Genomic DNA, 26,502 nt, shown 5'->3' on the forward strand with positions numbered 1-26,502 from the left:
GGTTTCGCCCTGGTCGATGGTCAGGGAGACGCCGTGGAGGACTTCGGTGGGGCGGGCGCGGAAGCCGCGGCCGGGGTAGGTGACGCTCAGTTCGTTCACGTCGAGCAGAGGGTTTTTTGGGGCAGCAGTCATCGTCATGCCTTCCCGCTGAAGTCGCGGTCGCCGGCCTCGTGGACACCCGGGTCACGGTCGGAGCCACCGGGCTCCTCGTCACGGCGCACGATGCCCTCGTCGAGGATCGATGCGAGGAGCATGCGGGTGTAGTCGTGCTGCGGGTCGCGGAGGATTCCCCGGACGTCGCCTGTCTCGACGATCTGCCCCTGGCTCATGACGGCGATGCGGTCGCAGATGTCGGCGACGACGCCGAAGTTGTGGGTGACCAGCAGGACGGCCATGTTCAGTTCTTCTTGGAGTTCGCGGAGCAGGTCGAGGATTTCCGCCTGGACGGTGACGTCGAGGGCGGTGGTCGGCTCGTCGGCGATCAGCAGTTTGGGGCGACAGGCGACGGCGCCGGCGATGAGGACGCGCTGGGCCATGCCGCCGGATATCTGGTGCGGGTACGACGCGAACGTCCGTTCCGGGTCGGCGATTCCGACGCGGTCGAGCAGGGCGAGGATATGCGCCCGCGCATCGCGGCGGGAGATGTCCTTGGTGGCGCGCAGGCCCTCGACGAGCTGCGATCCGACGGTGAACGCCGGGTCGAGGTTCGACATGGGCTCCTGCGGCACGTACGCGATGGACTTGCCGCGCAGGCCGCGCAGTTCGCGTTCGCTCAGGCCGAGGAGTTCCTGTCCGTCCAGCTTGATCGAGCCGCGTGTGACGACTGCTTCCGTGGGCAGTACGCCCAGAGCGGCGAACGCTGTCTGCGTCTTGCCCGAGCCCGACTCCCCGACGATGCCGAGGACTTCCCCGGCGTCGACGCTGAGCGTCACCCCGCTGACGACCTCACGCAGTTCGCCCGAGGGGGTCGGGTACGCGATGGCGAGATCCTCGATGGTGAGCAGTCCCGAGACCGGCTCCGTCGCTTCCGCGCCCGCGGGGGACGGAGCGGGAGCGCGTGTCCCGGTCGGCTCGGCACCCTCGCTCGGCGCGGTGATCTTGATCTTGCCGGCCTTGGCCTTCTTGTTCGTGCTCGGCTTGGGCCCGGCGCCTTCGAGGATGTCGCGCAGTGAGTTGCCGAACAGCACGAGGGAGGCGTTGATCAGGCCCAGCAGCAGGCTCGGCCACAGGAATTGCAGGGGTTCGTTGTAGAGGTTGTGGAAGCCTTCGGAGATCATCGAGCCGAAGCTGGCGGTGTCGCTCGATCCGAGGCCGAGGAACGCCAGGCCGGCCTGGAGGGCGATGGAGGACCCGATGAGGAATGCGGTGGCGATGATGACCGGCCCTCGGACGGCGAACAGCACATGGCGGCCGAGGATCCGCAGGTTCGACAGGCCCGAGACGCGTGCGGCGTCGACGAACAACTCGTTCTTGACGCCGACGACCTGGTTGCGTACGAGGCGGTAGATGCCGGGTGACAGCAGCACGCCGAAGATCGCCATCGTCGCGCGGTAGTCGCCCTTGGTGACCGGCATCAGCACGATCAGCAGCAGCAGACCGGGGAAGGTCATCAGGAGGTTGAACAGCCACTCCGTGGCGACGCGGACCCGGGTCCCGAAGTAGCCGCCGATCAGGCCCGCGGTGACCCCGATCGCCAGCGCGATGCTCGTGGCGATGAGACCGGACACCAGGCTGGTGTTGATCGAGTTGAGCAGCCGCGCGTAGATGTCGCGGCCACTGCTGTCGCCGCCCAGCAGGTAGCCGGAGGTGCCGGGCCCCGCGTCGATGTGGTCCAAGGACGCGTCGTTGGGCCCATGGTCGGCCAGCAACGGGGTCAGCAGGCCCGCGGTGAAGATGACCAGGAGGAGGACGGCGGAGACGACCGCCTGCGGGTCCCGCAGGAGCCTCGCGAACGTCGATTTGCGGCGCTGCGGCTCGGCAGCGGCAGGTGAAGCCGGCGGCTCGGCCGCGAGGGATGCCGTGCTCAATGGATCCTCGCCTTCGGGTTGAGCCAGCCGTTGAGGAGGTCGACGACCAGGTTGACGCCGACCACAAGCAGCACGGCGAACAGGGTGACGCCCATGATCACGGGGATGTCGCCCTGTAGGGACGAATCGAACGCATAGCTGCCGAAACCGGGGAGCGCGAAGACCTTCTCGATGATCAGCGCCCCTCCGAACATCCCGATGAACTCCATCGACAAGACCGTCAGCGCAGGGCCGGAGGCGTTGCGCAGGGCATGCCGCAGGACGATCGACCGCGTCGAAATACCCCGTGTGCGCAGGGTGCGCACGTAGTCCTTGCGCAGTTCGTCGATCATCCGGCCGCGGACCTGCGACGTCAGGCTCGCCATGCCGTGCAGTGACAGCGCGATCACGGGGATGGTGATCGACGCGAGCCACTGACCGGGATTGTCCGCCAGAGGTGTGTAGCCGGTCGCGGGCAGCAGCTTCGTCTTGATGGCGAGCAGGTACACCAGGACGATCGCGGTCAGCAGGCTGGGGATCAGGAAGCCGACGAGCGCGGTCCCTTGCGCGACGCGGTCGATCACACCGCCGCGCCAGGCGGCCAGGACCCCGAGCGCCACGCTGGCCAGGGCCGTGCACAAAAGCGCGGCCACGATGATGGACAACGTGACGCTCAGCCGCGACGACACCGCGTCGCCGACGGGTTCGCTGGTGAAAAGGGAAACCCCGAAATCACCTTGGACGGCGTGCGAGAGCCAGTCGAAGTACTGGACCATCACCGGACGGTCCAGCCCGAGTTCGGCCTTCATCGCGTCGACCGCCTCAGGGGTGGACGAGTTGCCGAGCCGACTGGCGGCCACGCTGTCGAAGGACGTGCTCAGCAGCAGGAACGTGATCAGCGTGACCAGGATTGTCAGAAGCAGGGCTCCACCCAGTCTGCGGAGCACATAAAGGATCATGGGGTTCGTTTCCTTCTCACCGATACTTACCGATACCGGCGTGCGTCAGCCCGCTACTCCGAAGGCCCGGATGGTGGTGAGCGTGGACGAGCCGTCGCCGAGGTAGGTGATGCCCTTCTTGGTCACCCACGAGCTCCCGATGTTGAAGATCGGGGCGTACCAGCCGTTCTGCGTTCCGTAGGCGTTGATCTTCTTGAAGGCCTCGGTCGCCTTCGCCGGGTCCTGCTCGCCCGACGCCTCCAGGAGGAGGGCGCTGATCTCGGGGTTCTGCGTGTGGAACGGATTGCGGTAGCCGCCGGGGGAGAAGTACTTCTTGGTGTCGATCGGGACCGCGTTCAGCCCGTCGGCGGTGAAGTACATCGCGTACTTGCCCGAGGTCAGCGCGATGTTGCTGTCCGTCGCGGGCACCGGCTCCCAGGTGACGTTGATGCCGATGTCCTTCAGCGCCTGGCCGATCGTCGGCTCGAAGGGCTTGGTGTAGTACAGGCTCGGCATCGTCACGGAGAAACCGTCCGAGTAGCCGGCCTCGGCCAACAGCCGCTTCGCGCCCGCAGGGTCGAACGGGTACGTCGTGTTCAGCGCCGGGTCGTACACGGGGCTCTTGGGATTGACGTACTGCTCCGTGGGCTGGCCCACGCCACGCAGGAACTGCGTGACCATCTTCTGCCGGTCGAAGGCCATGTTGATCGCCTGGCGCACCCGCACGTCGGCCAGCGGCTTGGCGATCGTGCCGTCCCGGTCGGCCAGGACCAGGGCGCCGAGCGAGGTGGCCGGAACGACCGTGACGTCGAAACCGGCGCTCTTGACCTGGTCGACCTGCGTCGACTCGACGGTGCCCGCGTTGAGCTCGCCCGCCTGCAGCGCGTTGACTGCGGCCGTGCGGTCCCCCATCACCTTGATCTGGACGGTCTCGAACGGGTACGCCTTCGCGTTCCAGTAGTCGTCGCGCTTCTTGAGCACGTAGGAGGCGCCGTTCACCGTCGCGGCCTTGTCCAGGATGTACGGACCGGAACCGATCGGGTTCAGCGCCGCGCTCGGGTCCTTCATCGTCGCCGGGTCGGCGATCACCCCGGCGCCCATCGCCAGCGAGGGCAGCAGCGCCGCATCCGGGTGCTTGAGCTTGAGCACGACGGTGGCTTCGTCGGGAGTCTCGATCGCATCGATCGAGGTGAGCGCGTTCTGCTGCTGGCCGGGCGTCGTCCGGACGTAGTCCAGGCTCGCCTTCACCCCGGCAGCGTTCACCACGTGGCCGTTGCTGAACTTCATGCCCTGGCGCAGCTTGAGTGTCAGCGTGCGCCCGCCGTCGGTGTACGCCCAGCTCTCCGCGGCGTTCGGTTGCAGCTGCCCCTTGTTGTCGGTGTACAGCAGCGTGTCGTACACCGAGCCCCAGATGTACGCCGGCTGCCCGTCCGAAAGCTGGGTCACCTCGAACGAGTTCGGGGACCCCAGAATCGCCAGCGACAGCTTGTCGGTCCCGGCGGCGGACCCGTTCGACGTGCCGCCGCACGCTGCCGTCGCCAGCAGGACGCAGGACGTGAGAGCCGCAACCGGGGCATACCGGCGGAGACGGCGGGATCTTGACAGCGTGGGCATTCGATGAGTCCTTTGGTCCGAGGAGCGTGGGGCCGTGCGAACGCGGCCCGCCCTGGGTAAGGCAACGTTTCGCTGGGGTTACCGGCTAATAAAGTGTTCGTAGTGGAACGGCGGCTAGTTGTTGCCAAGAGTTGTCGCTCCCCGGCCGATCGACCGCTCTTCGTGCCGGTTCGCGAACCTTGCGTCGGTAGAGGTACTGCCGGCCGGCTTCGTGTGTCGGGTGGCCGGCGGCGGTCTACGTGATCGGAACGAGCGTGCGCTGGAGTTCGAGGAGGTCGCGGGCCGGCCCAAGGTCCTCCCCGAACGCGAGCCGTTCGCTCTCCAGGTCGCCTTCGAAGTCGACACCGGCGCCGCGCAGGCGGGACCCCGGTTGGGACACGCCGGTGATGCCCGCGGTGAGTGAGCGCGGGGCGGTGTCGGTGATGTCCATGCACAGGGTCTGGTCGGTGGTGACGTGGATGCCCCAGTGCACGGTCCGCGCGCCGAAGAAGGGCCCCGCGTCGAGTGCGCCGCCCGGGACGGCGTCCGTGTTCGCGACCGTGATGTCGGTGCGCAGGTTCTCGAACGGCATGCCCCGGTGGGAGTCGAAGGTGCCGGTGCGCAGGGTGCCCCGCCGCCACACGTTGCCGCTCGACAACTGCTCGACGTTGATGCCGTGCAGATACGAACCCGGGACGGCGGGGACGGTGAACTCCTCCAGCTCGAAGTCCTGGACGAGGTTGTCGTGCGACGCCTCACGGATGACCGTGAAGTGGTGCAGCGACCGACCGCCTGCTGAAATCCCGGTCAGGGTGCAGGACTTCGCCGACGTCATGGAGAACGCGACGTCCGCGTTGACCACGTGGACGTCGGTCGCCCAGCAGTCGTACACGGCGTGGAAGCACACCCCGTTGGAGCCGGGGTTGATGTTGTGCGTGGTCTGGGTCAGCAGCGTGTTCTCGATGGTCAGGCCCTCGACGCCGCTGTCGTGGACAGTCGGGCCCAACGACCGCAGGCGCGCTGGAGTCTCGCGGTGCAGGGAGATGCGCAGCGGCTGCTCGATGCGGACCGTCCGCTCCGACAGCACCTCGGTGACCACCACCGGCCACGCCCAGGTGATCCCGTTGAGTCTGGGCGCGCGGGTGGCCCAGTCGTACGTCCGGGCGCCCGCCACGTCGCCGGCCATCTCGCGCAGCAGCCGGTTGTCGGGACTCGGGGGGTCGGACACCTCCAGCAGGACCATCTCACCCGGAGTGATCCCTGCGGTGTCGTCGACCACGAGCACGTCGGTGCCGCGAACTGCGGGAGCCACCGGGGTGAGGACCGGGCCGGCGAGCCAGCGCTCGTTCGTACCCCATTCCCAGCCCTCGGCGGCCGAGACCGCGAGGCGCTCACGTGAGGTGAAGTAAATCTGCCCGCCGGTCCACGACCAGTTGGTGTTCGCATGGACGCTGTCACGCAAGGGCCGGGGGAAAAACAAGGTCGTGGCCGCCTTGCCCGCCCCGCGCAGGACGACACCGGACCCGTGGATGAACAGCGGGTTGTCCAGGACGTAGCGTCCGGGATCCAGTTCGAGGATGCCGCCCCCGGCTGCCCCGAGGTCGTCGAGTGCGGCTTGGAGCCGTCCGCTGACGTCGTCCGGCTGCCCCGGGTCGATGCCGAGGGCGCGCGCCTGCACGACACTGCCCTTGGCCTCGGGCTCGGCTGTGCCCCGCCGGTACCCGGCGCGGCGCCAGTCACCGAGGAGCGGGTGAGTCGACGGCGATCTCCGCCAGGAAGCGAGCACGCTCGCCGCCGGGCCTGTCAAACCGGCGAGGCCGGACACTTCCCCGGCGGTTCCGGCTCTGGTGCCGTGCGTCATGGCGTCGCTCCTTCGGAGACCGCGACGTGCTGCGCGTAGCGGTTCCGGATCAGTTCCACGATTTCGTCGCCGGGCCTGGCCCACAGGTCGGCGTTGAAGATCTCGATTTCGATGTCGCCGGTGTATCCGGCGGCGTCGACCGCCGCGCCCAGGCGGGGGAAGTCGATGTGCCCGTCACCCATCACGCCGCGGGCGAGGAGGGTGTCCGGCGGGAGCGGGGTGATCCAGTCGCACACCTGGTAGCCGGCGATCCGCCCGGCGGACCGCGCGATCTGCGCGTCGACGGCCGGGTCCCACCACACGTGGAAGGTGTCGACGACGACACCGACGACGTCCGGGGCGAACTGCTCGGCCAGGTCGAGCGCTTGGCCCAGGGTGGACAGCACCCCGCGGTCGGCGCAGTAGATCGGGTTCATCGGCTCCAACGCCAAACGAACGCCGCTGTCGCGCGCGTGGGGGGCGAGTTCGTGCAGCGCGTCGGCGACTCGGCGGCGGGCTCCGGGCAGATCGCGGGAGCCCTCGGGCAGGCCGCCGACGACCAGAACGAGACATGCGGCGTCCAGGGCGGCGGCCTCGTCGATCGCCCGCCGGTTGTCGTCGAGGGCGCGGTCGCGCGACGGTCCGTCAGCGGCGGTGAAGAACCCGCCGCGGCACAGCGACGAAACCCGCAGCCCCGCATCGCGGATGACTTTCACCCCCCGCGCGACCCCCGTGTCGTGCAGCGGTTCACGCCACACACCGATCGCCTCGATGCCGGCGCGGACGCACGCGTCCACGGCCTCGGTGAGCGACCAATGGTCGACGGTCTTCTGGTTCAGCGACAGCCGGTGCACCGGCGCATTCCTTCCGTCTCCATGTTCCGGCACGCAGGCGGCCGAACGCCCTGTCAGGCCTTTCGGCCACCGTTCCGTACCCGCGTGCGGCCCTGTGGCCGCCGTCCCGAGTGTTCTTGCCGACAACTCAGGAAAACGCTTTCCGGGGAAAGGTAGGCTGTGTAGCGGCCTCTCGGCAATACCCGGAAGAGGCGGAACCACAAAATGTTCGAGCGTTTCCCGTACCCTTGCCCGGGTTTTCGGCAAGCGCTTTCCCTGGAGGTTCACCGTGACTGGTTCGGCACCCGTGGCGCATGTCGGTCTGTGTTCGGTCACGTACCGGGCGCTGGCCGCGGAGGAACTCGCCTCCCTGGCCGCCGAGGCGGGGCTCGGCGTGATCGAGTGGGGGGCCGACGTCCACGTGCCGCCCGGCGACACCGATGCCGTCCGTCGGGCTCGGGAGGGCACCAGCGCGGCCGGATTGACGACGTGCTCGTACGGCTCCTACTGGTGTGCCGGACGGGACGACGCCGACGCCTTCGCGACCGTGGTCGCCACCGCCCGGGGGCTGGGCGCGCGGCGCGTACGAGTGTGGGCCGGGACCGAGGGCTCGGAGACCACGCGAAACCGCGCGGCCGTCGCCGACGCCCTGCGGGAGGCCGGCGACATCGCCGCCGCCCACGGGCTTTCGGTGGCAACGGAGTTCCACGGCGGGACGCTGACCGACACGGCCGCCTCCACGCTGCGGCTGCTCGACGAGGTCGGCCACGACGCGGTGTCCACCTACTGGCAGCCGCCGCTGGACGAGCCGGACGACGTCGCACTCGCAGGACTGCGGGATCTGCGCGACCGCGTCGCGGCGGTCCACGTGTTCTCCTGGTGGCCGCTCATGGACCGCCTGCCACTCGCCGGCCGCGAAGGGCTGTGGCGCGGCGCCTTGGAACTACTGCCCCCGGTCGACCTGCTCCTGGAATTCGTCCCGGGCGACGACCCGGCTGTGCTCGGACGGGAGACCGCGACCCTGCTGTCCTGGCTGACCTGACTGGGGGATATACCGCGGGGGCCCTATCGGGCCGGTGTGCTGGCGCGGAGGACGACCTCGCCGCGGATGCGCCGCAGTCGTGGGGAGGTTCCCGGTCGGGCGGTGAGCACCAGGTCCATGGCGATCTCGCCCATGCGTTCCAGCGGCAGCCGGACGGTCGTCAGGCCGGGGGTGACGTCGCGCAGGGTGGTGATGTCGTCGAAGCCGGCGATCGCCATCTCGCCGGGCAGGTCCACGCCCTGGTCCCGGCACGCGGCCATGGCGCCGACGGCCATGACGTCGTTGACCGCGAAAACGCACTCGGGGCGCGGGCCGCGGCGGTTCAGGAGTCCGCTCATCGCCTCGTACCCGCCGTCGCGGGTGAACGCCCCGTGCAGCACCGCCCCTTGCGGTATGCGGCCCTTACCCGCCGCCAAGCCTTCCTTGAAGCCCTGGAGGCGGTCTCGGGCGGTGACCACATCACCGGGTCCGGCCAGCACCGCGAAGCGCCGGTAGCCGAGCCGCGTGAGTTCCTCGGCGAGCAGGCGGGCGCCCGCGCGGTTCTCCACCACCACCGTGTCCACGGGAAGCGCCCGCTGGCTGATCGCCACGACATGCCCGCCGGACGCGGAGAAAGCCGCCGCTTCGCGGCGCAGCGCCTCGGTGGCGTCCTTGTCGGTGGTGCGGCTGCCGACCAGGATCGCCGCCCGGCCGCGCTGGCCTCGGAGCGCGGCCAGATGCTCCAGCTCACTCTCGGGCCGCCGCAGGGTGCTCGCCAGCGTCACAAGCAGCCGGTGCTCGTCGGCGATCCGCATAACGCCCGCGGCGATCGACGAGAAGTACGGGTCGGCGATGTCGTGCACAAGCAGCCCCACGACGTTGCCGCGCCCGCGGACCATCGCCTGGGCCGACGCGTTCGGCGCGTAGTTCAGCTTCCGTGCGGCGTCCAGCACGCGGCGCCGCAGGTCCTCGCCGACCTGCCGGGTACTGCCGTTCAGCGCCCGCGACGCCGTCGCCAGGGACACTCCGGCCGCCGCGGCGACGTCCGCCAATGTCGCCTGGGTGTTTTGCGCGGTCTGCTCCATGTGCGGATCGTCTCACCTCGGGAACGTGCGCCCGGCATCGGAGCCGAACACAGGAAAGCGCATTCCTCAGCTTAGCGTCACGCGATCCGGTCGAGGTCGGCCCGTCGTACCGGGTGGGCGGGGGGAAGCCCCGCCGCGAGGCGGGCCGCCTCCTCGGCGACGGCCAGGCCCAGGCGCGCGAGCTCGTTGCCGGCCGAGCCGGAGATGTGCGGGGTGACGAACACATTCGGCAGTCGGTGCAGCACCGAGTCCGCCGGGAGCGGTTCGGGTTCGGTCACGTCCAGCACCGCGCGCAGGCGGCCCGCGACGAGTTCGCCGGTCAGCGCGTCATGGTCGACGAGCGTCCCCCGAGCTGTGTTGATCAGCACGCCGCCGTCGCGGATCAGCCCGAGCCGGCGCCGGTCCAGCATGTGGTATGTGGACGGCAGGTCAGGCGCGTGCACGGTCACCACATCGCTGGTGCGCAGCAGTTCGTCCAGGTCCATCGGTTCGGCGCCGAGCGCCGCGGCCTCCTCGGGTGTGACGTACGGGTCGTACAGCGCCACTGTGAAGTCGAACGGACGCAGCAGCTCCAGCACCCGCCGGCCCACGCGGGAGGCTCCGATGACGCCCACGCGGCGGCCCATGTTGCCCTCGTCGGCCAGCTCCAGCAGGCCGATCACGCGTTCGGTGCGGTAGCGCTCCCGCAGGCCGAAGGCGTCCTTGCCGGAGAACAGGATCGCCGCGAGGGTGTACTCCGCCACCGGCACCGCGTTCGCCTCCACCGCGCTGGACACCACGATGCCCCGCTCCCAGCACGCGTCCGTGACGATCCCGCGCACGCTGCCCGCCGAATGCAGCACCGCCCGCAGCCGGGGCATCGCCGCCAATGCCGTCTCATCCAGCCTCGGGCACCCCCAGCCGGTGATCAGGAACTCCACGTCCGCGAGGCGTGACGCGGCGGCCGGATCCGCGAAGTCCAGCACCGCCTCGTCCGGATCCACGCGCACCACCTCGCGCAGCCGCTCAAGCACAGGCGACGGGAACAACGACGGCACGAACGACGGGGCGAGTGCGAACAACGCGACCGACATTGAGACTCCTGGGGGCGGGGTGATCGGACGACCGAGCCGCAGCGCTCCGACTCCGCCCGGAAACGCGGGTCGGTGCGCGGACTGGCCCTGCTTCGACAGCGGCCGGAATCTGTGTACCACTCGGCAGTGGATAACGCTTACCCGCGGGGCTCGCGTCTTGGCATCCGGCGGATGCTGCCTGCACGTCAGGGGCCACGTGAGGTCGCCTGACCGGAGGGTTCCAGCGTGCGCTTCCGCGGCCGATGTGACGTGACTTCCCTTGACGCCGCAGTGAACGGCATCCTAGCGTGCGCATCGGAAAGCGCTTTCCTGTGTGCTCTCCGTCCCTGGCTGTCCGTCTCCGTTCGAGAGGCCCCCCATGACCACCCAAACTCTCGGCGTCGTGATGAACGGCGTCACCGGCCGGATGGGTTACCGGCAGCACTTGGTGCGTTCGGTGCTGGCGATCCGCGACCAGGGCGGTGTTGTTCTGCCCGACGGCTCACGGGTGACGCTCCAGCCGGTGCTGGTGGGTCGCGGCGCCGACAAGCTCCGGGCGATCGCGGAGCGGCACGACATCTCCTCGTGGACCACCGACCTGGACGCCGCGCTGTCCGACTCGGCCAACACCATCTACTTCGACGCCCAGGTCACACCGGCCCGCGAGGCGGCGATCCACGCCGCGATAGCCGCCGGCAAGCACGTCTACACCGAAAAGCCGACGGCCGAGTCCTTCGACGCGGCGCTGGGCCTTGCGCGCGCGGCGGAGACCGCCGGAATCCGGCACGGCGTGGTACAGGACAAGTTGTTCCTGCCCGGTCTGCTGAAGCTGCGGCGCCTGATCGACGGCGGATTCTTCGGCCGGATCCTGTCGGTGCGCGGCGAGTTCGGCTACTGGGTGTTCGAAGGCGACTGGCAGCCCGCTCAGCGGCCGAGCTGGAACTACCGTACGCAGGACGGCGGCGGGATCGTCGTCGACATGTTCTGCCACTGGTCGTATGTGCTGGAGAACCTGTTCGGCCGGGTCGAGGCGGTCACCGCCAAGGCCGTCACGCACATCCCGACCCGGTGGGACGAGAACGGCAAGGAGTACGAGGCCACCGCCGACGATGCGGCGTACGGCATCTTCGAACTCGAAGGCGGGATCGTCGCCCAGATCAACTCCTCGTGGGCGGTGCGCGTCAACCGCGACGAGTTGGTCGAGTTCCAGGTCGACGGCACCGAGGGCAGCGCCGTCGCAGGGCTGCGCAACTGCCGCGTCCAGCACCGCTCGACCACCCCGACTCCGGTGTGGAACCCCGACCTCCCGGTCACCGAGAACTTCCGCGACCAGTGGCAGGAAGTCCCCGACAACGCCGGAGACACCGGGTTCGACAACGGATTCAAGGTGCAGTGGGAGAAGTTCGTCCGGCACGTGGTCGCCGACGAGCCTTTCCCCTACGACTTCTTCGCGGGCGCCCGAGGCGTGCTCCTCGCCGAGAGCGGACTGACCTCCTCCGCCGAAGGCCGCCGCGTCGAACTGCCGGGCACCGAGTCGGCAAACTCATGACCGCCCGCATCCAACTCCCCACGCCTGAGGGCACCTTGGTGCCCTACAAACCGACCGGTCGCTACCTCGGCGCCGCCCCCGGCGGCCCGGCGTTCCGCAGCCGCACCGCGTACGCCGCCGCGCACGTCGTCGCGGACCGGTTCGCCGCCCACGTGCCCGGCGAACCCGCCGAGGTCGATTGGGACGCCACACTCGCCTTCCGGCGCCACCTGTGGTCCCACGGATTCGCGGTCGCCGACGCCATGGACACAGCCCAGCGCAACATGGGCCTGGACTGGAAGGCCACCGAGGAACTGATCCGGCGCAGTGCCGCCGACGCCGCCACGCTCGGGGAACCGTACGAACTGCTGGCCTGCGGGGCCGGGACGGACCATCGCGGACCGAAGCTCATCGTGGACCAGGTCATCGAGGCGTACACCGAACAGCTCGCGGTGGTCGAGGACACCGGCGCCAAGGCCGTGCTCATGGCGTCGCGCCAGCTCGCCGCCGCGGCCTCCGGGCCGGACGACTACCACCGCGTCTACGGCACCCTGCTCAGCCAAGCACGACGGCCGGTGATCCTGCACTGGCTCGGCGAGGCCTTCGACCCCGCCCTGGCCGGCTACTGGGGAAGCACCGACGTGGCGAAGGCGACCGACACCGTCCTGGAACTGATCCGCGCCCACCCCGACCGCGTCGACGGCATCAAGGTCTCCCTGCTCGACCTCGCCCACGAAGTCCGGCTGCGCGCCGAACTCCCGCCCGGCGTCCGGCTCTACACCGGCGACGACTTCCACTACCCCGAACTGATCCGAGGCGAGGGCACGCACTTCAGCCACGCCCTGCTCGGTATCTTCGACGCCATCGCCCCGGTCGCCGCGGGTGCCCTGCGTGCCCTGGACAGTGGCGACTTCGCCGCCTACGACGCCCTCCTCGCGCCGACCGTGCCGCTGTCCCGGCACCTGTTCGGCGCGCCGACCTACCACTACAAGACCGGCATCGTCTTCCTCGCCTGGCTGGCCGGACTCCAGGACGGCTTCGCCATGGTGGGCGCCGCGCACTCCGCGCGCTCTCTCCCCCACCTGGCCGAGGTGTACCGCCTCGCCGACGCGGCCGGGCTGCTGCCCGACCCCGACCTGGCCCTGGCCCGCATGCGTGCGCTGTTGACGGTGGCGGGCGTGACAGCGTGAGGGCCCGGTACGGGACCACGACCCCAACACCGGGCCGCCGCAGCCGACCCGCAAGTCGGTACACGGCCGCCCGTCCCACCCCCGGACCACGGCGGCGACAGACCTGACAGCCCGCCGCGCCAGAAGGGAACTCCCGTCCATGCGCGTGTTGTTCGCCCCGGACGCCTTCAAGGGGACCATCAGCGCCGCCCACGCTGCGCAGGCCTTGGCCGACGGCTGGCTGGCCGTCCGCCCCGGCGACGAGGCAGTGGTTCTGCCTCTTGCGGACGGTGGTGAGGGCACGCTCGACGCGATGGCCCGCGCCATCCCCGGCGCCGTCCGCAAACCGGTCACCGATGTGCCGGGGCCGGACGGCCGTCCCGTGGACGGAGCTTGGCTGCTTCTGCCCGATGGGACGGGGTTCGTCGAACTCGCGGCGGTCAGCGGCCTGCCGCTGCTCGACGCCCCCGATCCGCTCGGCGCCCACACCGCCGGAGTCGGCGCGGTCATCGCCGACGCCCTCCGGGCCGGAGTCACCGCGCTGACCGTCGCCGTCGGCGGATCCGCCTCCACCGACGGCGGCACGGGGGCGCTGAGCGTGCTCGGACCCCGCTTCCTCGACGCCACAGGGCGGGTGCTTCCCCGGGGAGGGGGAGCATTGACCCGGCTGTCCTCCGTCGACCTGTCGCACCTCGTACCCGCACCGCCCGGCGGCGTCCAGGTCATCACCGATGTCCGGCATCCGCTGCTCGGTGAGCAGGGCGCGGCCCGGATCTTCGGCCCGCAGAAGGGCGCGACACCCGAGGACGTCGCCGTCCTCGAATCGGGCCTGTCCCGCCTGGCCCTTGTCCTCGGCGGCGACCCGGGACAGCCCGGCGCGGGCGCCGCCGGAGGCACGTCGTACGGCTTCGTCACCCTGTGGGGCGCCACTCTCGCCCCGGGTGCCGAGCGCATCGCCGACCTGGTCGGCTTGCGCGACCAGCTGACGCGCGCCGACGTGGTGGTGACCGGGGAAGGTCGCTTCGACGCGACCTCGCTCAACGGCAAGGTCGTCGGCACCGTAGTCGAGATCGTGGCGCGGACGTCCGGGCCCGAACTCGCGCTTGTCGCCGGGTCGATCGCCGCACCGCCTCCCCCCGGAGCAGTCGCCTGCGAGGACCTGACCCTGGTCGCCGGCTCCGCCGCATCGGCAAGCGGCCGAGCCGCGCACTGGCTGCGACACACAGGCGGCGCCTTGGCCGGGCGGTTCACGACGCGGCCATGACCGCTCAGACACTGTGCGCAGCCGGCCGCGGTCGAGCGCGAAACCGTCGACCGCCGGTCCGCCTGCTTACGCCCGCCAGAGTCCCGATTCCACGCTGTCACGGTGCGCCGGGTGTGCGGCAGAATTCAGCATTGTAGATGCATCAAGATTGATGCAATATTCGACCGGGCTCTTGTCCCGGCGAACCGGCATGGCATACGGTCGGTGGCGGGCCAACTAATACGCTTTATCGCGGAGATTCACGACGGCTGAGCCCCGGCGGCTCCGCACGGCAGGGCGGCCCGGCGCAGCCACCCGACCACACACCCGATCCCGTACCGAGGAGCAGTACCGTGGCCTTTCCCGACGGTTTCCTGTGGGGGTCGGCGACCGCCGCCCACCAGGTCGAGGGCAACAACATCGCCAGCGACTTCTGGGCGATGGAGCACTCCGGCGTGCCGATGTTCGCCGAGCCCAGCGGGGACGCCTGCGACCACTACCGGCTCTACCGCCAGGACATCGCGCTGCTGCGCGAACTGGGCTTCACCTCCTACCGGTTCTCGATCGAATGGGCACGGGTCGAGCCGGAGGACGGCGTCTTCTCGCGCGCGGCGATCGCGCACTACCGCGATGTGCTGGAGGCTTGCCACGAGCACGGCATCACCCCGATGGTGACACTGCACCACTTCACGAGCCCCCGCTGGCTGATGAGGCTCGGGGGCTGGGAGTACGACGGCACCCCCGACCGCTTCGCCGACTACTGCCGCACGGTCATGGCCGAACTCGGCCCGCTGATCCCGTACGCCTGCACCATCAACGAGGCCAACATCTCCTCGCTGACGCGCCGCATGATCGAGGACATGACCGCTGCCCGCAGCGCCGATACCCCGGACGGCGGCGAGCAGGCGCCGGTCGGTGTCTCGGCCGAGTCGGTCGAGTCCGCCGACAAGGCCCGCGACTGGCGTACCCCCGGCGCCGCCGCACTCGGCACCACCCCGGACAACCTCAACCTCTTCCTGTTCACCTGGACCGACCACGGCGTCGACGTCATCCGACGCGCCCACGTGGCGGCGCGCGAAGCCATCAAGGAGGTCAGCCCGGCCACGAAGACCGGGATCACCCTCGCGCTTCAGGACTACCAACCCGGGCCCGGTGGGGAGAAGGCCGCCGACGAGCGGTGGGCCGAGGCGTTCGATCACTTCCTGCCCGCAATGGACGGCGACGATTTCGTCGGTGTGCAGAACTACAGCCGCGTCGTGGTCGGGCCCGAGCACGCCCTGCCGCACCCCGAAGGTGCCGAACTCACCCAGATGGGATACGAGTTCTACCCCCAGGCCCTGGAGAACGTCGTACGCCGCGCCGCCTCGGCCGGGCTGCCGATCCACGTCACCGAGAACGGCATCGCCACCGACGACGACACCCGCCGCGTCGAGTTCGTCCGCCGCGCCCTGGAAGGCGTCGAACGCTGCCTCTCCGACGGCATCGACGTCCGCGGCTACTACTACTGGTCGACGTTCGACAACTTCGAGTGGATGCTCGGCTACCGCCCGACCTTCGGAATGATCGCCGTCGACCGCGCGACCCAAGAGCGCACCGTCAAGGAAAGCGCACGCCTCCTCGGGAGGATCGCCGAACGCAACTCCCTCGACGACGACATCGGTTGATCGCCGAAAGCACCTGTCGGAGGCGAAAACGGTGGCTGCCGCCGCGGAGGTGGCCGTGGTGGCCCTGATGGCCGTCGGCTCCACCGACGATGAGGGAGCCGACCGCGCCTCCTTCGAACTGCCCGCAGGCCAAAACGAGTTCGTTCGCCGCGTGTGCGCGGCCAACCCGAGGGCACCAAGCATGCGTTCGCACAAGCCGATGGCCGCTGCCTGTCGCCGAGGAGCGTTTCCTCAGAATCCTTTCAGCAGCCCGCCCCATACTCCCCGGCATGCCGGAGCGGATCCTCATCGCCGAAGACGACCACAAGCAGGCGGACATACTGCGTCGCTTCCTGGAACACGGCGGGTTCTCGGCGACCGTGGTGCCTGACGGAGCGTCAGCAGTGGAGGCCGCGCGGCGACTGGCCGCGGACCTGCTCGTCCTGGACCTCGGGCTGCCGCGCCTGGACGGGCTGGCGGTGTGCCGCATCGTGCGGGCCGAACAGGACCTGCCCATCATCATGCTCACCGGCCGCAACCGCGAAGACGACGTCCTCCTCGGACTCCGCCTCGGAGCGGACGACTACGTGACCAAGCCGTACCGTCCCCAGGAAATCGTCGAGAGAGTCCGCACCGTCCTGCGCCGGGCCAAGCGCGCGGCATGCCACCGCGTCGGCGGGCTCGTGGTCGTCCCCGCACATAGAGAAGTCATGGTCGACGGCGTGCCCGTCGACACCACACCGGGCGAGTTCGGCATCATCGCGTGCCTGGCCGCCGCGCCGGGACGGCCGTTCACCCGTCGCGTGCTGCTCGCGCGAATCTCGCGTACCGCCACCGAGTCGACGGAACGCACGATCGACACCCACGTACGCAATCTGCGGCGCAAGATCGAGGTCGATCCCGCCCGGCCGCGCTACCTGCGCACCGTGCACGGCATCGGTTACAAGCTGGTGGCCGCCGATGGGCCGTGATCTGCTGCTCAGGCTGCTCGCGCTCGCCCTGGTCAGCGCCACGCTGGCCGTGTCCGGCACCGTGTGGCTGACCACGCACGACCATCCGGCGGACACGACGCTGGACGCGGACAACGAGATCCGCGCCGCACTGCACCGCTACGCCCGCGAACACCCGGACTGGTCCGGCGTGGCACCACTGATCCGCGAGCTGGCCGACCGCACCGACCGTCGGATCGCCCTGACCACACCGGACGGGACGCCTGTCGCGGACTCCGCACCCGGCGCCGTCGATCCGCCCGCGCCCGCGACCGTCATAGACGCCACCGCGCTCGACGCGTCGCTCGTGGCCCCGGCGTCCTCGTCCGAACGGCCGATGCAAGGCGGTGTCGGCTTCGCCTACCGCGGCTGGCGGTTGACACCGACCGAACTCGCCCAGCGCGACGCGCTCGTGGACGCGGCGACTCGATGTCTACAGGCCCACGCCGCCGAGTTGGCGGGCGAGCCGCGACACCGGCGCGTTTCCGGCCTGTTCGGCGGCGGACCCACGCAGGCGCCGCAGCTGTGCGTGCCAACGCAGTTGTCTCAGCCCGGCATCGCGAACCGGGCACTCAACGACAACGCCGTCGCGCGGACCAAGGCCTGCCTCGACCAGCGCGGACTCCCCCACGAGACCACGACCGACAACCGCGGCCTGGCGTGGGTGCGCCATGTCGTCGACGCCGCGCCGAGCACCGAGTGGATCGCCTGCGCCCGCGACGCGCAGACCGCGGCCCTGCGGGACCACGTCGCCCCGACCGCCCGACTTCACTTGGGCGCCGGCACCGGACCGCCGCTCCGCGCCGGATGGCACAGCACAGCCACCATCGCCGCGGTCGTGACGCTTTTGTTCGCCGGCGCGGTCGGGGTCCGCCGACAGGTGGTCGGCCCGCTGCGCCGCCGCACCGACGACCTGGCACACGAGCTGCGCCGACCCCTGACCAGCGTTCGCGGCTGCCTGGAGGCCGTGGAAGCCGAACTTGTGCCGCTGAACCGGGAACTGCTCCGATCGCTGCGCGAAGAGACCCTGCTGCTCGAACGCCTGGTCGACGACGTGGCCGGGCTCGGGCGCCGCGACGCGCACCCGCCGGCGATCCGTCTCACACTCCAGGACGCCGCCCAGGTGGCGAAGCAGGTCGTGACCGTGCACGCGGCGGCCCGCGTCGCCGTGCGTCTCGACGCGCCCAAGCCGGTCCCGGTGCGAGTTGATCCGGCCCGACTGCGCCAGGCCCTCGACAACGTCGTGGCCAACGCGGTACGCCACACCCCGGTCGACGGGACCGTGACCGTGACCGTGCGCCGCCGCGGCGACGAGGCGGTGCTGACCGTGCGCGACACCGGAACGGGCATCGCCGCAGCGCATGTGCCGTACGTCTTCGATCGGTTCCACCGCGCCGACGCGCGGGACGACGACGGCCGCGGCCTGGGCCTCGCGATCGCCCGGCACCTGGTCGAGGCGCAACACGGTCACATCGGGATCACCAGCGCGCTCGGGGCGGGAACCACGGTCACCATCCGACTGCCGCTGTCCGACCGGCCGCCCTCCCCGCGACGCGTCTCGCGGCCGGGCGAACCGCCCCGGCAATCCTGACAACTTCCTCACATCCGCCCGGCACGCTGGCCTCATGTCCAACCAAGAACACGAACCCGCCGGGGGAGCACGCGCCTCCCGCCGCTCGGTACTCGGCCTCCTCTCCGCGGCATCGGCGACCGTGCTGGCCGCGCCCGCCGCGGCCGCCGGTCCGGCCGCCGACCCCGGGGGGGACTCCGCCGCCGCATCCTTCACGGTTCCGGCCGATCTGCGTCCCGGCGGTTCCGTCGACCGCCACATCGCCCAGCGGGCCGCCGCCGGGGAGTTCTCCGGCACCGTTCTGCTGGCCCACCGCGGCCGCCCGGTGCTGAGCCGCTCGCACGGCATGGCCGACCGCGCCCGGGGGGTCGCGAACGGCCCGGACACCGTCTTCGCGCTGGCGTCCGTCACCAAGGCGATGACCGGCACGGCGGTGGTCCAGCTCGTCCAGCGCGGACAGATCCGACTCCACGACAAACTCGGCAGGCACCTCGACGGGTTCCCGGCCGAACTCGCCGACCAGGCAACGATCCACGACCTGTTGACGCACCGATCGGGATTGGACGACTACACCAAGACCGAGGCCTATCGGCGTGAGCTGACCCGGTGGGCCACGCCCGAGGACGTCATGGCCGGTATCACCGCGATCGTCAAGGCCATGCCGCTCGCGTACACACCGGGCGCGAAGTCCGCGTACAGCAACTCCGGGTACCACCTGCTCGGCGAGGTCATCGCCCGGGTGTCCGGGATGTCGTACCACGACTACATCCGGCGGAACATCTTCGCGACCGCGCGCATGAGCACCGCGGAATGGCACACCAAACCGCAATGGCGCGACGACGTCCGCATCGCCCACCCGTACGCCCGGCAACCATCGGGAGAAACGGTCGACATCGTCGAGGACAAGATCCACATCGGCGTGCCGGGCTACAACGCGTTCGCGTCGGCGCCGGACATGGTGCGCTTCGGCCGAGCTCTGGTCCGGGAGAAGCTGCTCGACCGCGCGTACACCGCCCTCGCGTTGGGCGGGAAGAGCGCGTCCATGTGGTCCGATTCGCGCGAGGTCCCGGCCATGCCGAGCTTCGGCGGATACGGCCCCAACACCGCCATCGTGGGCGGCCACCGCATCGTCTTCCACAACGGCGGCGCACCGGGCCAATCGACGTTCCTGGAGGTCTACCCCGACCTGGACCTGGTGACGGTGGTGTTGGGCAACAGCGACGGACCGGCGGTGTCGCCGATCGTCAACGCCGTCCGCACCGTCGTCACGGCCCACCCGCCGCGGCACTGACCCGCCGACGCCACGGGGACCCGCACGCCACCGCGCGGGTCCCGTGGCTCCGGCGGAAACGCGGAGCGGACGGGCGTCAGGACGTGGCCAGTGCCTCCGTTGGGGTCAGTCGGGCCGCGCGTGCTGCCGGGTAGAGCCCCGCCACTGCGCCTACCGCGGCAGACGCCGCGACCGCGCCCGCCAACGCGGAGGCCGGGATCTCGAACGGCCAGTCCTTGGCCGCGGCGTACCCGTACGTCGCGGCCCCGCCGAGCAGTGCCCCTGCCACACCGCCCAAGCCGGCCAGCGTCACCGCCTCGGTCAGGAACTGCGTGCGGATTTGCCCCCGGTGAGCGCCCAGCGCGCGCCGCAGCCCGATCTCCTGGCGGCGTTCGAGCACCGCGATGACCATCGTGTTGGCCACCCCGACCCCTCCGACCAACAGCGCCACCGCGCCCAGGCCCAGCAGCAGCGCGTTGAAGGTGTCCTCCGCGGCGAGCTGCGCGGCCAGATGTGGTCGTTGCGGCGCACGCTCGCTGTGGTCTTGCCGGTCGCGCTCGCCGATTCCACCGGGCCGATGCGCTCGACCATCGCGTCCGCGTCGGACGGCAGTGGGCTCTCGGTGCCTGTGAAGGTCGTGCCGGGGGCGACCGTCAGGAGGTTGGTGCCGAGCTTGGCGATCTGGTCGCTCAGGCGCGCCTGGCTGGAGGCGCCGACGCCGACGACCGCCACCATCGCGGCGACGCCGATGGCGATGCCGAGCGCCGACAACACGGCGCGCAACTTGCGCCCGCGCAGGCCGGACAGCCCGACCGCGATCACGTCGCGCGGCCGCAGCCGCGCGGGTGCGGGCAGCCTCTCGCGGCGCGCCGGCGCGGTCGGCGGGACGGTAGGCCTGGTCTTCGTTCGTGTCTTGTCGGGTGGAGTCATGCCGCCGTTCCCGCCGTGCTGTCGTCGCGGATGCGGCCGTCCAGGATGCCGACCCGGCGCGGCAGCGACTCGGCCAACTGCCGGTCGTGGGTGATCACCGCGATGGTGGTGCCCTGGGCGTTCAGTTCGCGCAGCAGCCGCACGACGGCTGCGCCCGACGCGGTGTCGAGCGCGCCGGTCGGCTCGTCCGCGAGCACGATGCGCGGCCGCGACACGACCGCACGGGCGATCGCCGTACGCTGCCGCTCGCCGCCCGACAACTCGTGCGGGCGATGGTCGAACCGGGCGCCCAGCCCGACGCGTTCGAGTGCCTCCGCCGCGCGTTCCCGCCGCCGCGAGTGGCCGATGCCGTGATACAGCAGGCCGGTCGCGACGTTGTCGAGTGCGGTCAGATGCGGCGAGAGGAAGAACTGCTGGAAGACGAAGCCGATCCATCGGGCCCGGACCGCCGACAGACGCCGGTCCGAAAGCGCGGCGACATCGTGCCCCAGCACCTCGACCCGGCCCGACGACGGGCGGTCGAGCGTGCCCATCAGGTTGAGCAGCGTCGACTTGCCCGATCCGGACGGCCCGACAATGGCGACGAGTTCGCCCTCCCGGATGGTCAGTGACGCGTGGTCCAGCGCGGTCAGGCCGCCGGGGTACGTCTTCGACGCGTCGCACAGCGCGATGACATCGCTGCCGTACCGCTCGGCCTCCCCGTCGTCCGCCGCCGCGAAGGACGGCGACACCGGGAACTCCTTTGTCGGGTCCGGGTCCTGCGACGGGATGCCGGGCGCGGCGTCGTCGTACCTCACGACGGCACCCGCACGTTCTGCCCCTCCGCGAGGCCCTCACCGGTGATCTCCACCCGTCCGTTCGCGAACAGGCCCGGCTGCACGCCGATCAACTTGCGCGAGCCCGTTGCCGTATCGACAACCTCGACCGCGTATCCGCCCTCGGCAAGTGCGACCAGCGCGTTGACCGGCACGGACAGCACGCCCTTGCGGGTCTGGCTGGTGAAGCCCACGTTGACGGGCGCGCCGTCGAGGGCACCGGCCTCCTCGGGTTTGTCGAGGGTCACCGTCACCGGGACGGTCGCCTTTCCGCCGCTCTGGCCCGGCATACCGCCGTCCTGCTCGTCCTTCGAGGCGACCGTGCCGATCTCTGAGATGGTGCCGGTTGTGGTCTTGCCGTCGGGTAGGCGCACGGTGACCTTGTCGCCCTTGCGGGCGACGCTCTGCTTGTCGACGGGGAGCTTCACCTCGACGAGTCGGCCGGTGCCGGAGACGGCGGCGACCTCGCCCTGCGCGGGCGCGCCGATCGACGCCTTGACCGCGGTGACGCGTATCGCGCCGGGCTGCACGGCCACCATCGACGGGTCGACGCGGCCGGTCTGCGGCAGCCCGAGGGACTTCTGCCAGCGCTTGACCGCGGCGGCCGTGCCGTCGGTGAACTTCTCGTCGACGCTGAGATCGGCGCCGAAGCCCAGTGCGACGAGGTTCCTCTCCAGCATCTGGACGTCAGGGCCGTTCGAGACGCCTGCGGCCAGCACGCGCCAGAGCGGGGACAAGCCGTAGAACAGCGGTACGGGGCGCCCGTTGACCTCGTACATCGTCTCGCCCTGCTTCACGACCGCGCCCACGTCGGGGAGCTTCGTGAAAATCTGCCGGCCCGCGTACTGCTCCTCCTCCTTCTTCTGCTCCTTGTCAACCGGCTTGGTCGGCGACTGCGTCGGCTTCCGGCTGCCGGGCTGCTCAGCGGGGGCGCTGCCGCCGGGCGGGGCGGACGGGCCGCCGCCAGGCGGCGGGGTGCCACCCCTGCCGCCTTCGGGGTCGCCCGTGGCCCCGGAGCCGCCCGAGCCCGCGTCCTCACCGCCGGATACGCCCACGTCGTGCGCCTGCGCGATGACCGAGCCGCTGCCGCCGTAGCCGAGCGTGCCGTCGACCTCGGCGTTGACCGTCAGGTCTCCCCTCACGACGAGCGCGGTCGCGCCCGGTCCCTGCGTCCGGCTCGCGGCCTTTTCGGCCTCGTCGCCGGGCGAGAACACGACAGCACCGCCCACGCCGAGCGCCACGACTGCCGCGACGCCGGCAATCATGACGGTGCGGGTCCGCGTGCGTCCGCGCGGCCGTCGTCCGCGCGCCTCCGCCTCCCGTATGGGACTCGCGACCGCGGGCACATCGCCGCTACCGTTGTGCCGGTCGTCGTGCGGGTGATCCGCGCCGAGCCCGGTCACCGGGTCACCGTCATCGGGCCCACGCCCCCGGCCTTGGCGCACGCCTTCATGGCCTCGTCGACCTTGGCCTGGTCGGCGCCGAGGTCCAGGGCCGTGCCTCCGTCGGGGCCGGGGTCCGGGACGTTGAGGCCGTGCCGAACATCGACGCGAGCACATCGACGACCAGCCTCAGCCGAGCGACGGTCGCGGCGCGGTTGACCGACTTCAAGGCACTTGTGCTCAACGCCCTGGTCGCCCAGTCACTGCTGACGCTGGCCGCCCTGGTCCTGATCGCGGCCGGACTGGGCTGGTGGATGGCCGGACGCTCGCTCGCCCGCCTGCACACCGTGACCGCCACCGCGCGCCGCATCTCCGAGCGCAACCTCGACGGCCGGCTCGCACTGGTCGGCCCCGACGACGAGATCAAGGAACTGGGCGACACATTCGACGCGATGCTCGCCCGCCTGGACCGGGCGTTCGCCGCCAACCGGCGCTTCGCCGCCAACGCGTCGCACGAGCTGCGCACCCCACTGGCCCTGCAACGCGCCTCGTTGGAGATCCCGCTCGCGGAAGGGCGCGTACCGGACGACCTGCGGCCGTCGATCGAACGTTCGCTGCGCGCGACCGCGCGTAGCGAACGACTCGTCGGCAGTCTGCTCCTCCTCGCGAAAGGCCGGCAGGGGCCGGAGAGTTACACCGAAACCGACCTCGCGGACCTGGCGGGTGAGGCGGTCGACACCTACCGCGCCGAGGGCGCGGCGGCGGGGGTGGTCATCACCGCCGACCTGGGCCGCGCGCCGACATCCGGCGACCCGGTGCTGCTGGAACAGGTGGCGGCCAACCTGGTGCAGAACGCGGTGCGCCACAACAAACGCAACGCGCTCGGCCGCGGACACGTCCACGTCACCACCGCACGCACCGGCGGCGGCGTGGAACTGCGCGTCGTCAACTCGGGCCCCGTCGTCGACCCCGGCAGCATCGACGAGCTGTTCGAGCCCTTCCACCGCGGGACCGCGGCCCGGCGGACCGGCACACACGCCGGGTCCGGCCTCGGCCTGTCGATCGTGCGCGCGGTCGTCGACTCGCACGGCGGCCACGTCGAGGCCGAGGCGCGACCCGAGGGAGGCCTCGCCGTGACGGTACGCCTGCCCTCGGCCTGACCGCACCGGCGTCCCGTCAAATCGGACTCGCCCCTGCGGTGCTCGCGGAGCATTTTCAGGGCGCCGGGCGAGCATGTGAAGCGGACGTTCTTCAGTCGCCCGGCGATCGTCCAGATCGAGACCGTACCGGCGTCCAACTGCCAGGACAGGCACCGGTCGTCGTACGGCTGCGCGGCCTGGGGACGGAACACGATGGGCTTGGACTCGGCCTTGGTCCGGCGCTTCGATCCCGGCTTGCCCAGGTGCCCGGCCCTGATGTTCGCCTTGAGGGTGGTGTAGGCGTCGCGGGTCTTCTTGATGACGTGCTGCGCGGCCTGCGCCCCGAGGCCTCGTGCTTTCAGTTCGGCGTAGGTGTGCCTGCGCAACTCGTATTCACGCGGGACTCCGCGCTCGAACGCCACCTGCGACACCCCGCACGCGGCCTCGTTGACCGTGCGCAAAGTGGAGCGCAGCGCGGCGGCCTGGCCGGCCTCCGGCACCAGCTTCACCTGCGTCACAACCTTCACACCCGGCATCGTATGGCCCCTTGGCACCACGAAGGGACCAAACCCCGACATCCGCACCGTCCTCCTCCTTCGCGGCATCGTGCAGCGGGCGCACCGCTCGGCGGCATCAAGGAATCCTCGAGAACCAGAAGCAGCCGGACCGACCGTCACAACAAAGACGCACAGAACTCCGGCGCTCCGCGCCTCCGGGCCAGGGATGCGATTCCTCCCGGGGCTGAAGCCCCGGGGTTCCTCGCAAGATCACGCTGAAGGACATGACCCAGTACAAGGGATCTCGTACGGCCCCGGCATGTCGGGGCTTGCGTCCTCCGGGCGTCGGCTTGCCGTTGCCCGTGACGAACGGTAATCCACGCTGATCGGCTATCCGCGCAGCGGAGGAACGGTCTAGGGTCATCGCGCCCTTCACCACCCCCGGCCCCGCCCGGCGGCTTCGTTCGAGACCCAGGGACATCCCCATCGTGACTCCCCCACGGCCCGGATCACCTTCCGACGCCCGCGCTGTCGTCGTCATCGGCGACACCAACCTCGCGCGCCGTGTCTGCGCGTCCTCGACTGCCCGCAAGCACTTCGTGAAACATCTCCGGGAGCCGAGCGACAGCGAACTGCGCGCGGCTTTGCGCAGTACACCCGATGGCGTGGCGATCCTCCTCCACGACGATGTCGCCGCGCTGCGCTACGCGTTGGCGGTCGCGCACATAACGCCGCAGGCGCCTGTCATCGTCACGGTTTTCGACCGTACGGTCGCCGACGAGCTCAAGCGCCTCCTGCCGCAATGCGACGTCACCTCTCCCGCGGATCTCGCGGCGGCGGCCTTGGCGGGCCCCTGCATCGCTCCGCACAACGTGGCCATCCTGCACCGACCGCAAGGCGCACTGGTGGTCACCGCCGGGAACTCGCGGCCCCACCTTGAGCCGTACCGACCACAGCAGCGGCAAATACGCCGGCGTCTGGGGAATTTCGTCGGCCAGCTTCGTCCGCACGACCCCGGTGCCCGACTGCTGGTCATCGGACTTCTCGGCATCTGCGGCATCTTGCTCGCCGACTGGCTGTGGCTCGTCGGACACGGCCACCATCCGGCCGAAGCGCTCTTCCACGCCAGCCGCGTCGTGGCGGCAGTGGGGCCCGCATCCGCTCCGGCCGAGTCACATGGCTATCAGGTCGCGGCGAGCGTGGCGATGCTGGCCACACTCGCCTTCAGCGCGCTGTTCACCGCGGGGGTCATCGAGCGCATGCTCGGACCGAAACTCATCGGCCTGATCGGGCCTCGGACGCTTCCCCGCGCCGACCACGTGATCGTGGTCGGCATGGGGCAGGTCGGAATGCGCCTGTGCACCGAACTGCGGCGCCACGGCGTCCCCGTGGTCGGCGTCGAGCGGGACCCGCACGCCGCAACCGCCAGAATCGCCCGCTCTCTCGGCGTCCCCGTCATGACCGGCCATGGCGGGGACCGAGCGGTTCTCGAAAAGCTCCGGCTGGGGAAGGCGCGGTCGATAGCCGCCGTCGGATCGGACGATCTCGACAACATCGCGGTCGCCATCGCCGCGCACGGTGTCGCACCGGCAACTCCCGTGGTCATCAGGGCCGGAGACCACGAAGCCATCGCCGAGACCCGGTCCTTGCTGCCCATGGGAACAGTCAGGGACGTCACCGGCCTCGCCGCAGGCTACGTCCTGGCCCGACTGCTCGGGGAACCCGCCGCAGGAGTCATCGAGTACCGGCACCATATCCACCTACAGAGGCCGGACGACTCATTCGTGCGATGGCCGCTGGCCACCGGAGACCACTGCCCTCACCGCCGCCCCGAGCCGGCCGCCGACTCGGACAACGCGTTCGGCGGCACGGTGGACAGGGCCGCGAGAGCACGTTCGTGACGCGTCAGCTGGCGTCGCCGCGGAGCCCTCGGACGCGTTCACACGGCAGGAGTGACGC

General features: G+C 70.6%; 20 protein-coding genes and 2 pseudogenes. 11 read left to right on the plus strand and 11 right to left on the minus strand.

The annotated features are described in order from the left end of the window. Positions 1-134 precede the first annotated feature (134 nt). The 5 genes from ACRX5W_RS28125 to ACRX5W_RS28145 all read right to left on the minus strand — a co-directional run bounded on the left by ACRX5W_RS28125 (position 135) and on the right by ACRX5W_RS28145 (position 7,231). Positions 135-2,027 carry a dipeptide/oligopeptide/nickel ABC transporter permease/ATP-binding protein gene (locus tag ACRX5W_RS28125; RefSeq protein ID WP_436791156.1) on the minus strand — a complete coding sequence of 631 codons (1,893 nt, stop codon included), beginning with the start codon at positions 2,025-2,027 and terminating at the stop codon, positions 135-137. Beyond that, a complete protein-coding gene (locus ACRX5W_RS28130) occupies positions 2,024-2,965 on the minus strand; it encodes an ABC transporter permease (protein ID WP_436791157.1) in 942 nt (313 codons plus the stop codon). Before ACRX5W_RS28130 ends, ACRX5W_RS28125 begins: the two co-directional genes overlap by 4 nt. Positions 2,966-3,010: 45 nt before the next feature. After that, a complete protein-coding gene (locus tag ACRX5W_RS28135; protein WP_436791158.1) occupies positions 3,011-4,558 on the minus strand; it encodes an ABC transporter substrate-binding protein in 1,548 nt (515 codons plus the stop codon). Positions 4,559-4,793: 235 nt separating this feature from the next. Next, complete coding sequence (locus ACRX5W_RS28140) at positions 4,794-6,398, minus strand: hypothetical protein (protein WP_436791159.1); 1,605 nt, start codon at positions 6,396-6,398, stop codon at positions 4,794-4,796. Next, the gene (locus ACRX5W_RS28145) at positions 6,395-7,231 is read right to left on the minus strand and encodes a sugar phosphate isomerase/epimerase family protein (RefSeq protein WP_436791160.1); all 837 of its coding nucleotides are present in this window, start codon (positions 7,229-7,231) and stop codon (positions 6,395-6,397) included. Before ACRX5W_RS28145 ends, ACRX5W_RS28140 begins: the two co-directional genes overlap by 4 nt. Before the next feature lie 268 nt (positions 7,232-7,499). On the opposite strand from ACRX5W_RS28145, the gene ACRX5W_RS28150 reads away from it, so the two are divergent. Continuing rightward, positions 7,500-8,252 carry a sugar phosphate isomerase/epimerase family protein gene (locus tag ACRX5W_RS28150; protein ID WP_436791161.1) on the plus strand — a complete coding sequence of 251 codons (753 nt, stop codon included), beginning with the start codon at positions 7,500-7,502 and terminating at the stop codon, positions 8,250-8,252. Positions 8,253-8,275: 23 nt separating this feature from the next. Here ACRX5W_RS28150 and ACRX5W_RS28155 read toward each other — a convergent pair whose 3' ends face one another. After that, complete coding sequence (locus tag ACRX5W_RS28155) at positions 8,276-9,316, minus strand: LacI family DNA-binding transcriptional regulator (protein ID WP_436791162.1); 1,041 nt, start codon at positions 9,314-9,316, stop codon at positions 8,276-8,278. Between the two features lie 77 nt (positions 9,317-9,393). Next, a complete protein-coding gene (locus ACRX5W_RS28160; protein ID WP_436791163.1) occupies positions 9,394-10,389 on the minus strand; it encodes a hydroxyacid dehydrogenase in 996 nt (331 codons plus the stop codon). A gap of 358 nt (positions 10,390-10,747) precedes the next feature. Between ACRX5W_RS28160 and ACRX5W_RS28165 the strand changes: the two genes are divergently transcribed. The 8 genes from ACRX5W_RS28165 (at position 10,748) to ACRX5W_RS28200 (ending at position 19,801) form a co-directional block, all read left to right on the plus strand. Beyond that, on the plus strand, positions 10,748-11,917 hold the full coding sequence (locus tag ACRX5W_RS28165) for a Gfo/Idh/MocA family protein (protein WP_436791164.1): 1,170 nt from the start codon (positions 10,748-10,750) through the stop codon (positions 11,915-11,917). Continuing rightward, positions 11,914-13,086: a dihydrodipicolinate synthase family protein gene (locus ACRX5W_RS28170; RefSeq protein ID WP_436791165.1), complete on the plus strand. Its 1,173-nt coding sequence runs from the start codon at positions 11,914-11,916 to the stop codon at positions 13,084-13,086. Before ACRX5W_RS28165 ends, ACRX5W_RS28170 begins: the two co-directional genes overlap by 4 nt. A gap of 139 nt (positions 13,087-13,225) precedes the next feature. Next, a complete protein-coding gene (locus ACRX5W_RS28175; RefSeq protein WP_436791166.1) occupies positions 13,226-14,329 on the plus strand; it encodes a glycerate kinase in 1,104 nt (367 codons plus the stop codon). 332 nt (positions 14,330-14,661) lie between these two features. Next, a complete protein-coding gene (locus ACRX5W_RS28180) occupies positions 14,662-15,972 on the plus strand; it encodes a glycoside hydrolase family 1 protein (RefSeq protein ID WP_436791167.1) in 1,311 nt (436 codons plus the stop codon). Between the two features lie 13 nt (positions 15,973-15,985). After that, entirely contained in the window at positions 15,986-16,342 is a 357-nt protein-coding gene (locus ACRX5W_RS28185; RefSeq protein ID WP_436791226.1) for a hypothetical protein, read from the plus strand. Continuing rightward, the gene (locus ACRX5W_RS28190; protein ID WP_436791168.1) at positions 16,242-16,922 is read left to right on the plus strand and encodes a response regulator transcription factor; all 681 of its coding nucleotides are present in this window, start codon (positions 16,242-16,244) and stop codon (positions 16,920-16,922) included. The genes ACRX5W_RS28185 and ACRX5W_RS28190 overlap by 101 nt, the downstream gene beginning before the upstream one ends. After that, positions 16,912-18,531, plus strand: a complete 1,620-nt coding sequence (locus ACRX5W_RS28195) for a sensor histidine kinase (protein WP_436791169.1) — start codon at positions 16,912-16,914, stop codon at positions 18,529-18,531. Before ACRX5W_RS28190 ends, ACRX5W_RS28195 begins: the two co-directional genes overlap by 11 nt. Before the next feature lie 34 nt (positions 18,532-18,565). Further along, positions 18,566-19,801: a serine hydrolase domain-containing protein gene (locus ACRX5W_RS28200; RefSeq protein ID WP_436791170.1), complete on the plus strand. Its 1,236-nt coding sequence runs from the start codon at positions 18,566-18,568 to the stop codon at positions 19,799-19,801. 76 nt (positions 19,802-19,877) lie between these two features. Here ACRX5W_RS28200 and ACRX5W_RS28205 read toward each other — a convergent pair. The 3 genes and pseudogenes from ACRX5W_RS28205 to ACRX5W_RS28215 all read right to left on the minus strand — a co-directional run bounded on the left by ACRX5W_RS28205 (position 19,878) and on the right by ACRX5W_RS28215 (position 22,790). Further along, positions 19,878-20,710, minus strand: a pseudogene (locus ACRX5W_RS28205) (FtsX-like permease family protein). After that, positions 20,707-21,441 carry an ABC transporter ATP-binding protein gene (locus ACRX5W_RS28210; RefSeq protein ID WP_436791227.1) on the minus strand — a complete coding sequence of 245 codons (735 nt, stop codon included), beginning with the start codon at positions 21,439-21,441 and terminating at the stop codon, positions 20,707-20,709. Before ACRX5W_RS28210 ends, ACRX5W_RS28205 begins: the two are co-directional and overlap by 4 nt. A 62-nt stretch (positions 21,442-21,503) precedes the next feature. Then, entirely contained in the window at positions 21,504-22,790 is a 1,287-nt protein-coding gene (locus ACRX5W_RS28215; protein ID WP_436791171.1) for a peptidoglycan-binding protein, read from the minus strand. Between the two features lie 269 nt (positions 22,791-23,059). Between ACRX5W_RS28215 and ACRX5W_RS28220 the strand changes: the two genes are divergently transcribed. Then, the gene (locus tag ACRX5W_RS28220; protein WP_436791172.1) at positions 23,060-24,067 is read left to right on the plus strand and encodes a HAMP domain-containing sensor histidine kinase; all 1,008 of its coding nucleotides are present in this window, start codon (positions 23,060-23,062) and stop codon (positions 24,065-24,067) included. Between the two features lie 8 nt (positions 24,068-24,075). On the opposite strand, the pseudogene ACRX5W_RS28225 reads toward ACRX5W_RS28220, so the two are convergent. Continuing rightward, positions 24,076-24,582, minus strand: a pseudogene (locus ACRX5W_RS28225) (RNA-guided endonuclease TnpB family protein); the annotation flags it as partial. Positions 24,583-25,031: 449 nt separating this feature from the next. Here ACRX5W_RS28225 and ACRX5W_RS28230 point away from each other — a divergent pair. Beyond that, a complete protein-coding gene (locus tag ACRX5W_RS28230) occupies positions 25,032-26,444 on the plus strand; it encodes a potassium channel family protein (protein ID WP_436791173.1) in 1,413 nt (470 codons plus the stop codon). Positions 26,445-26,502: the final 58 nt, after the last annotated feature.

It is taken from the genome of Yinghuangia sp. YIM S10712, assembly GCF_051388935.1.
In the GTDB taxonomy this organism is placed as follows: Bacteria; Actinomycetota; Actinomycetes; order Streptomycetales; family Streptomycetaceae; genus Yinghuangia.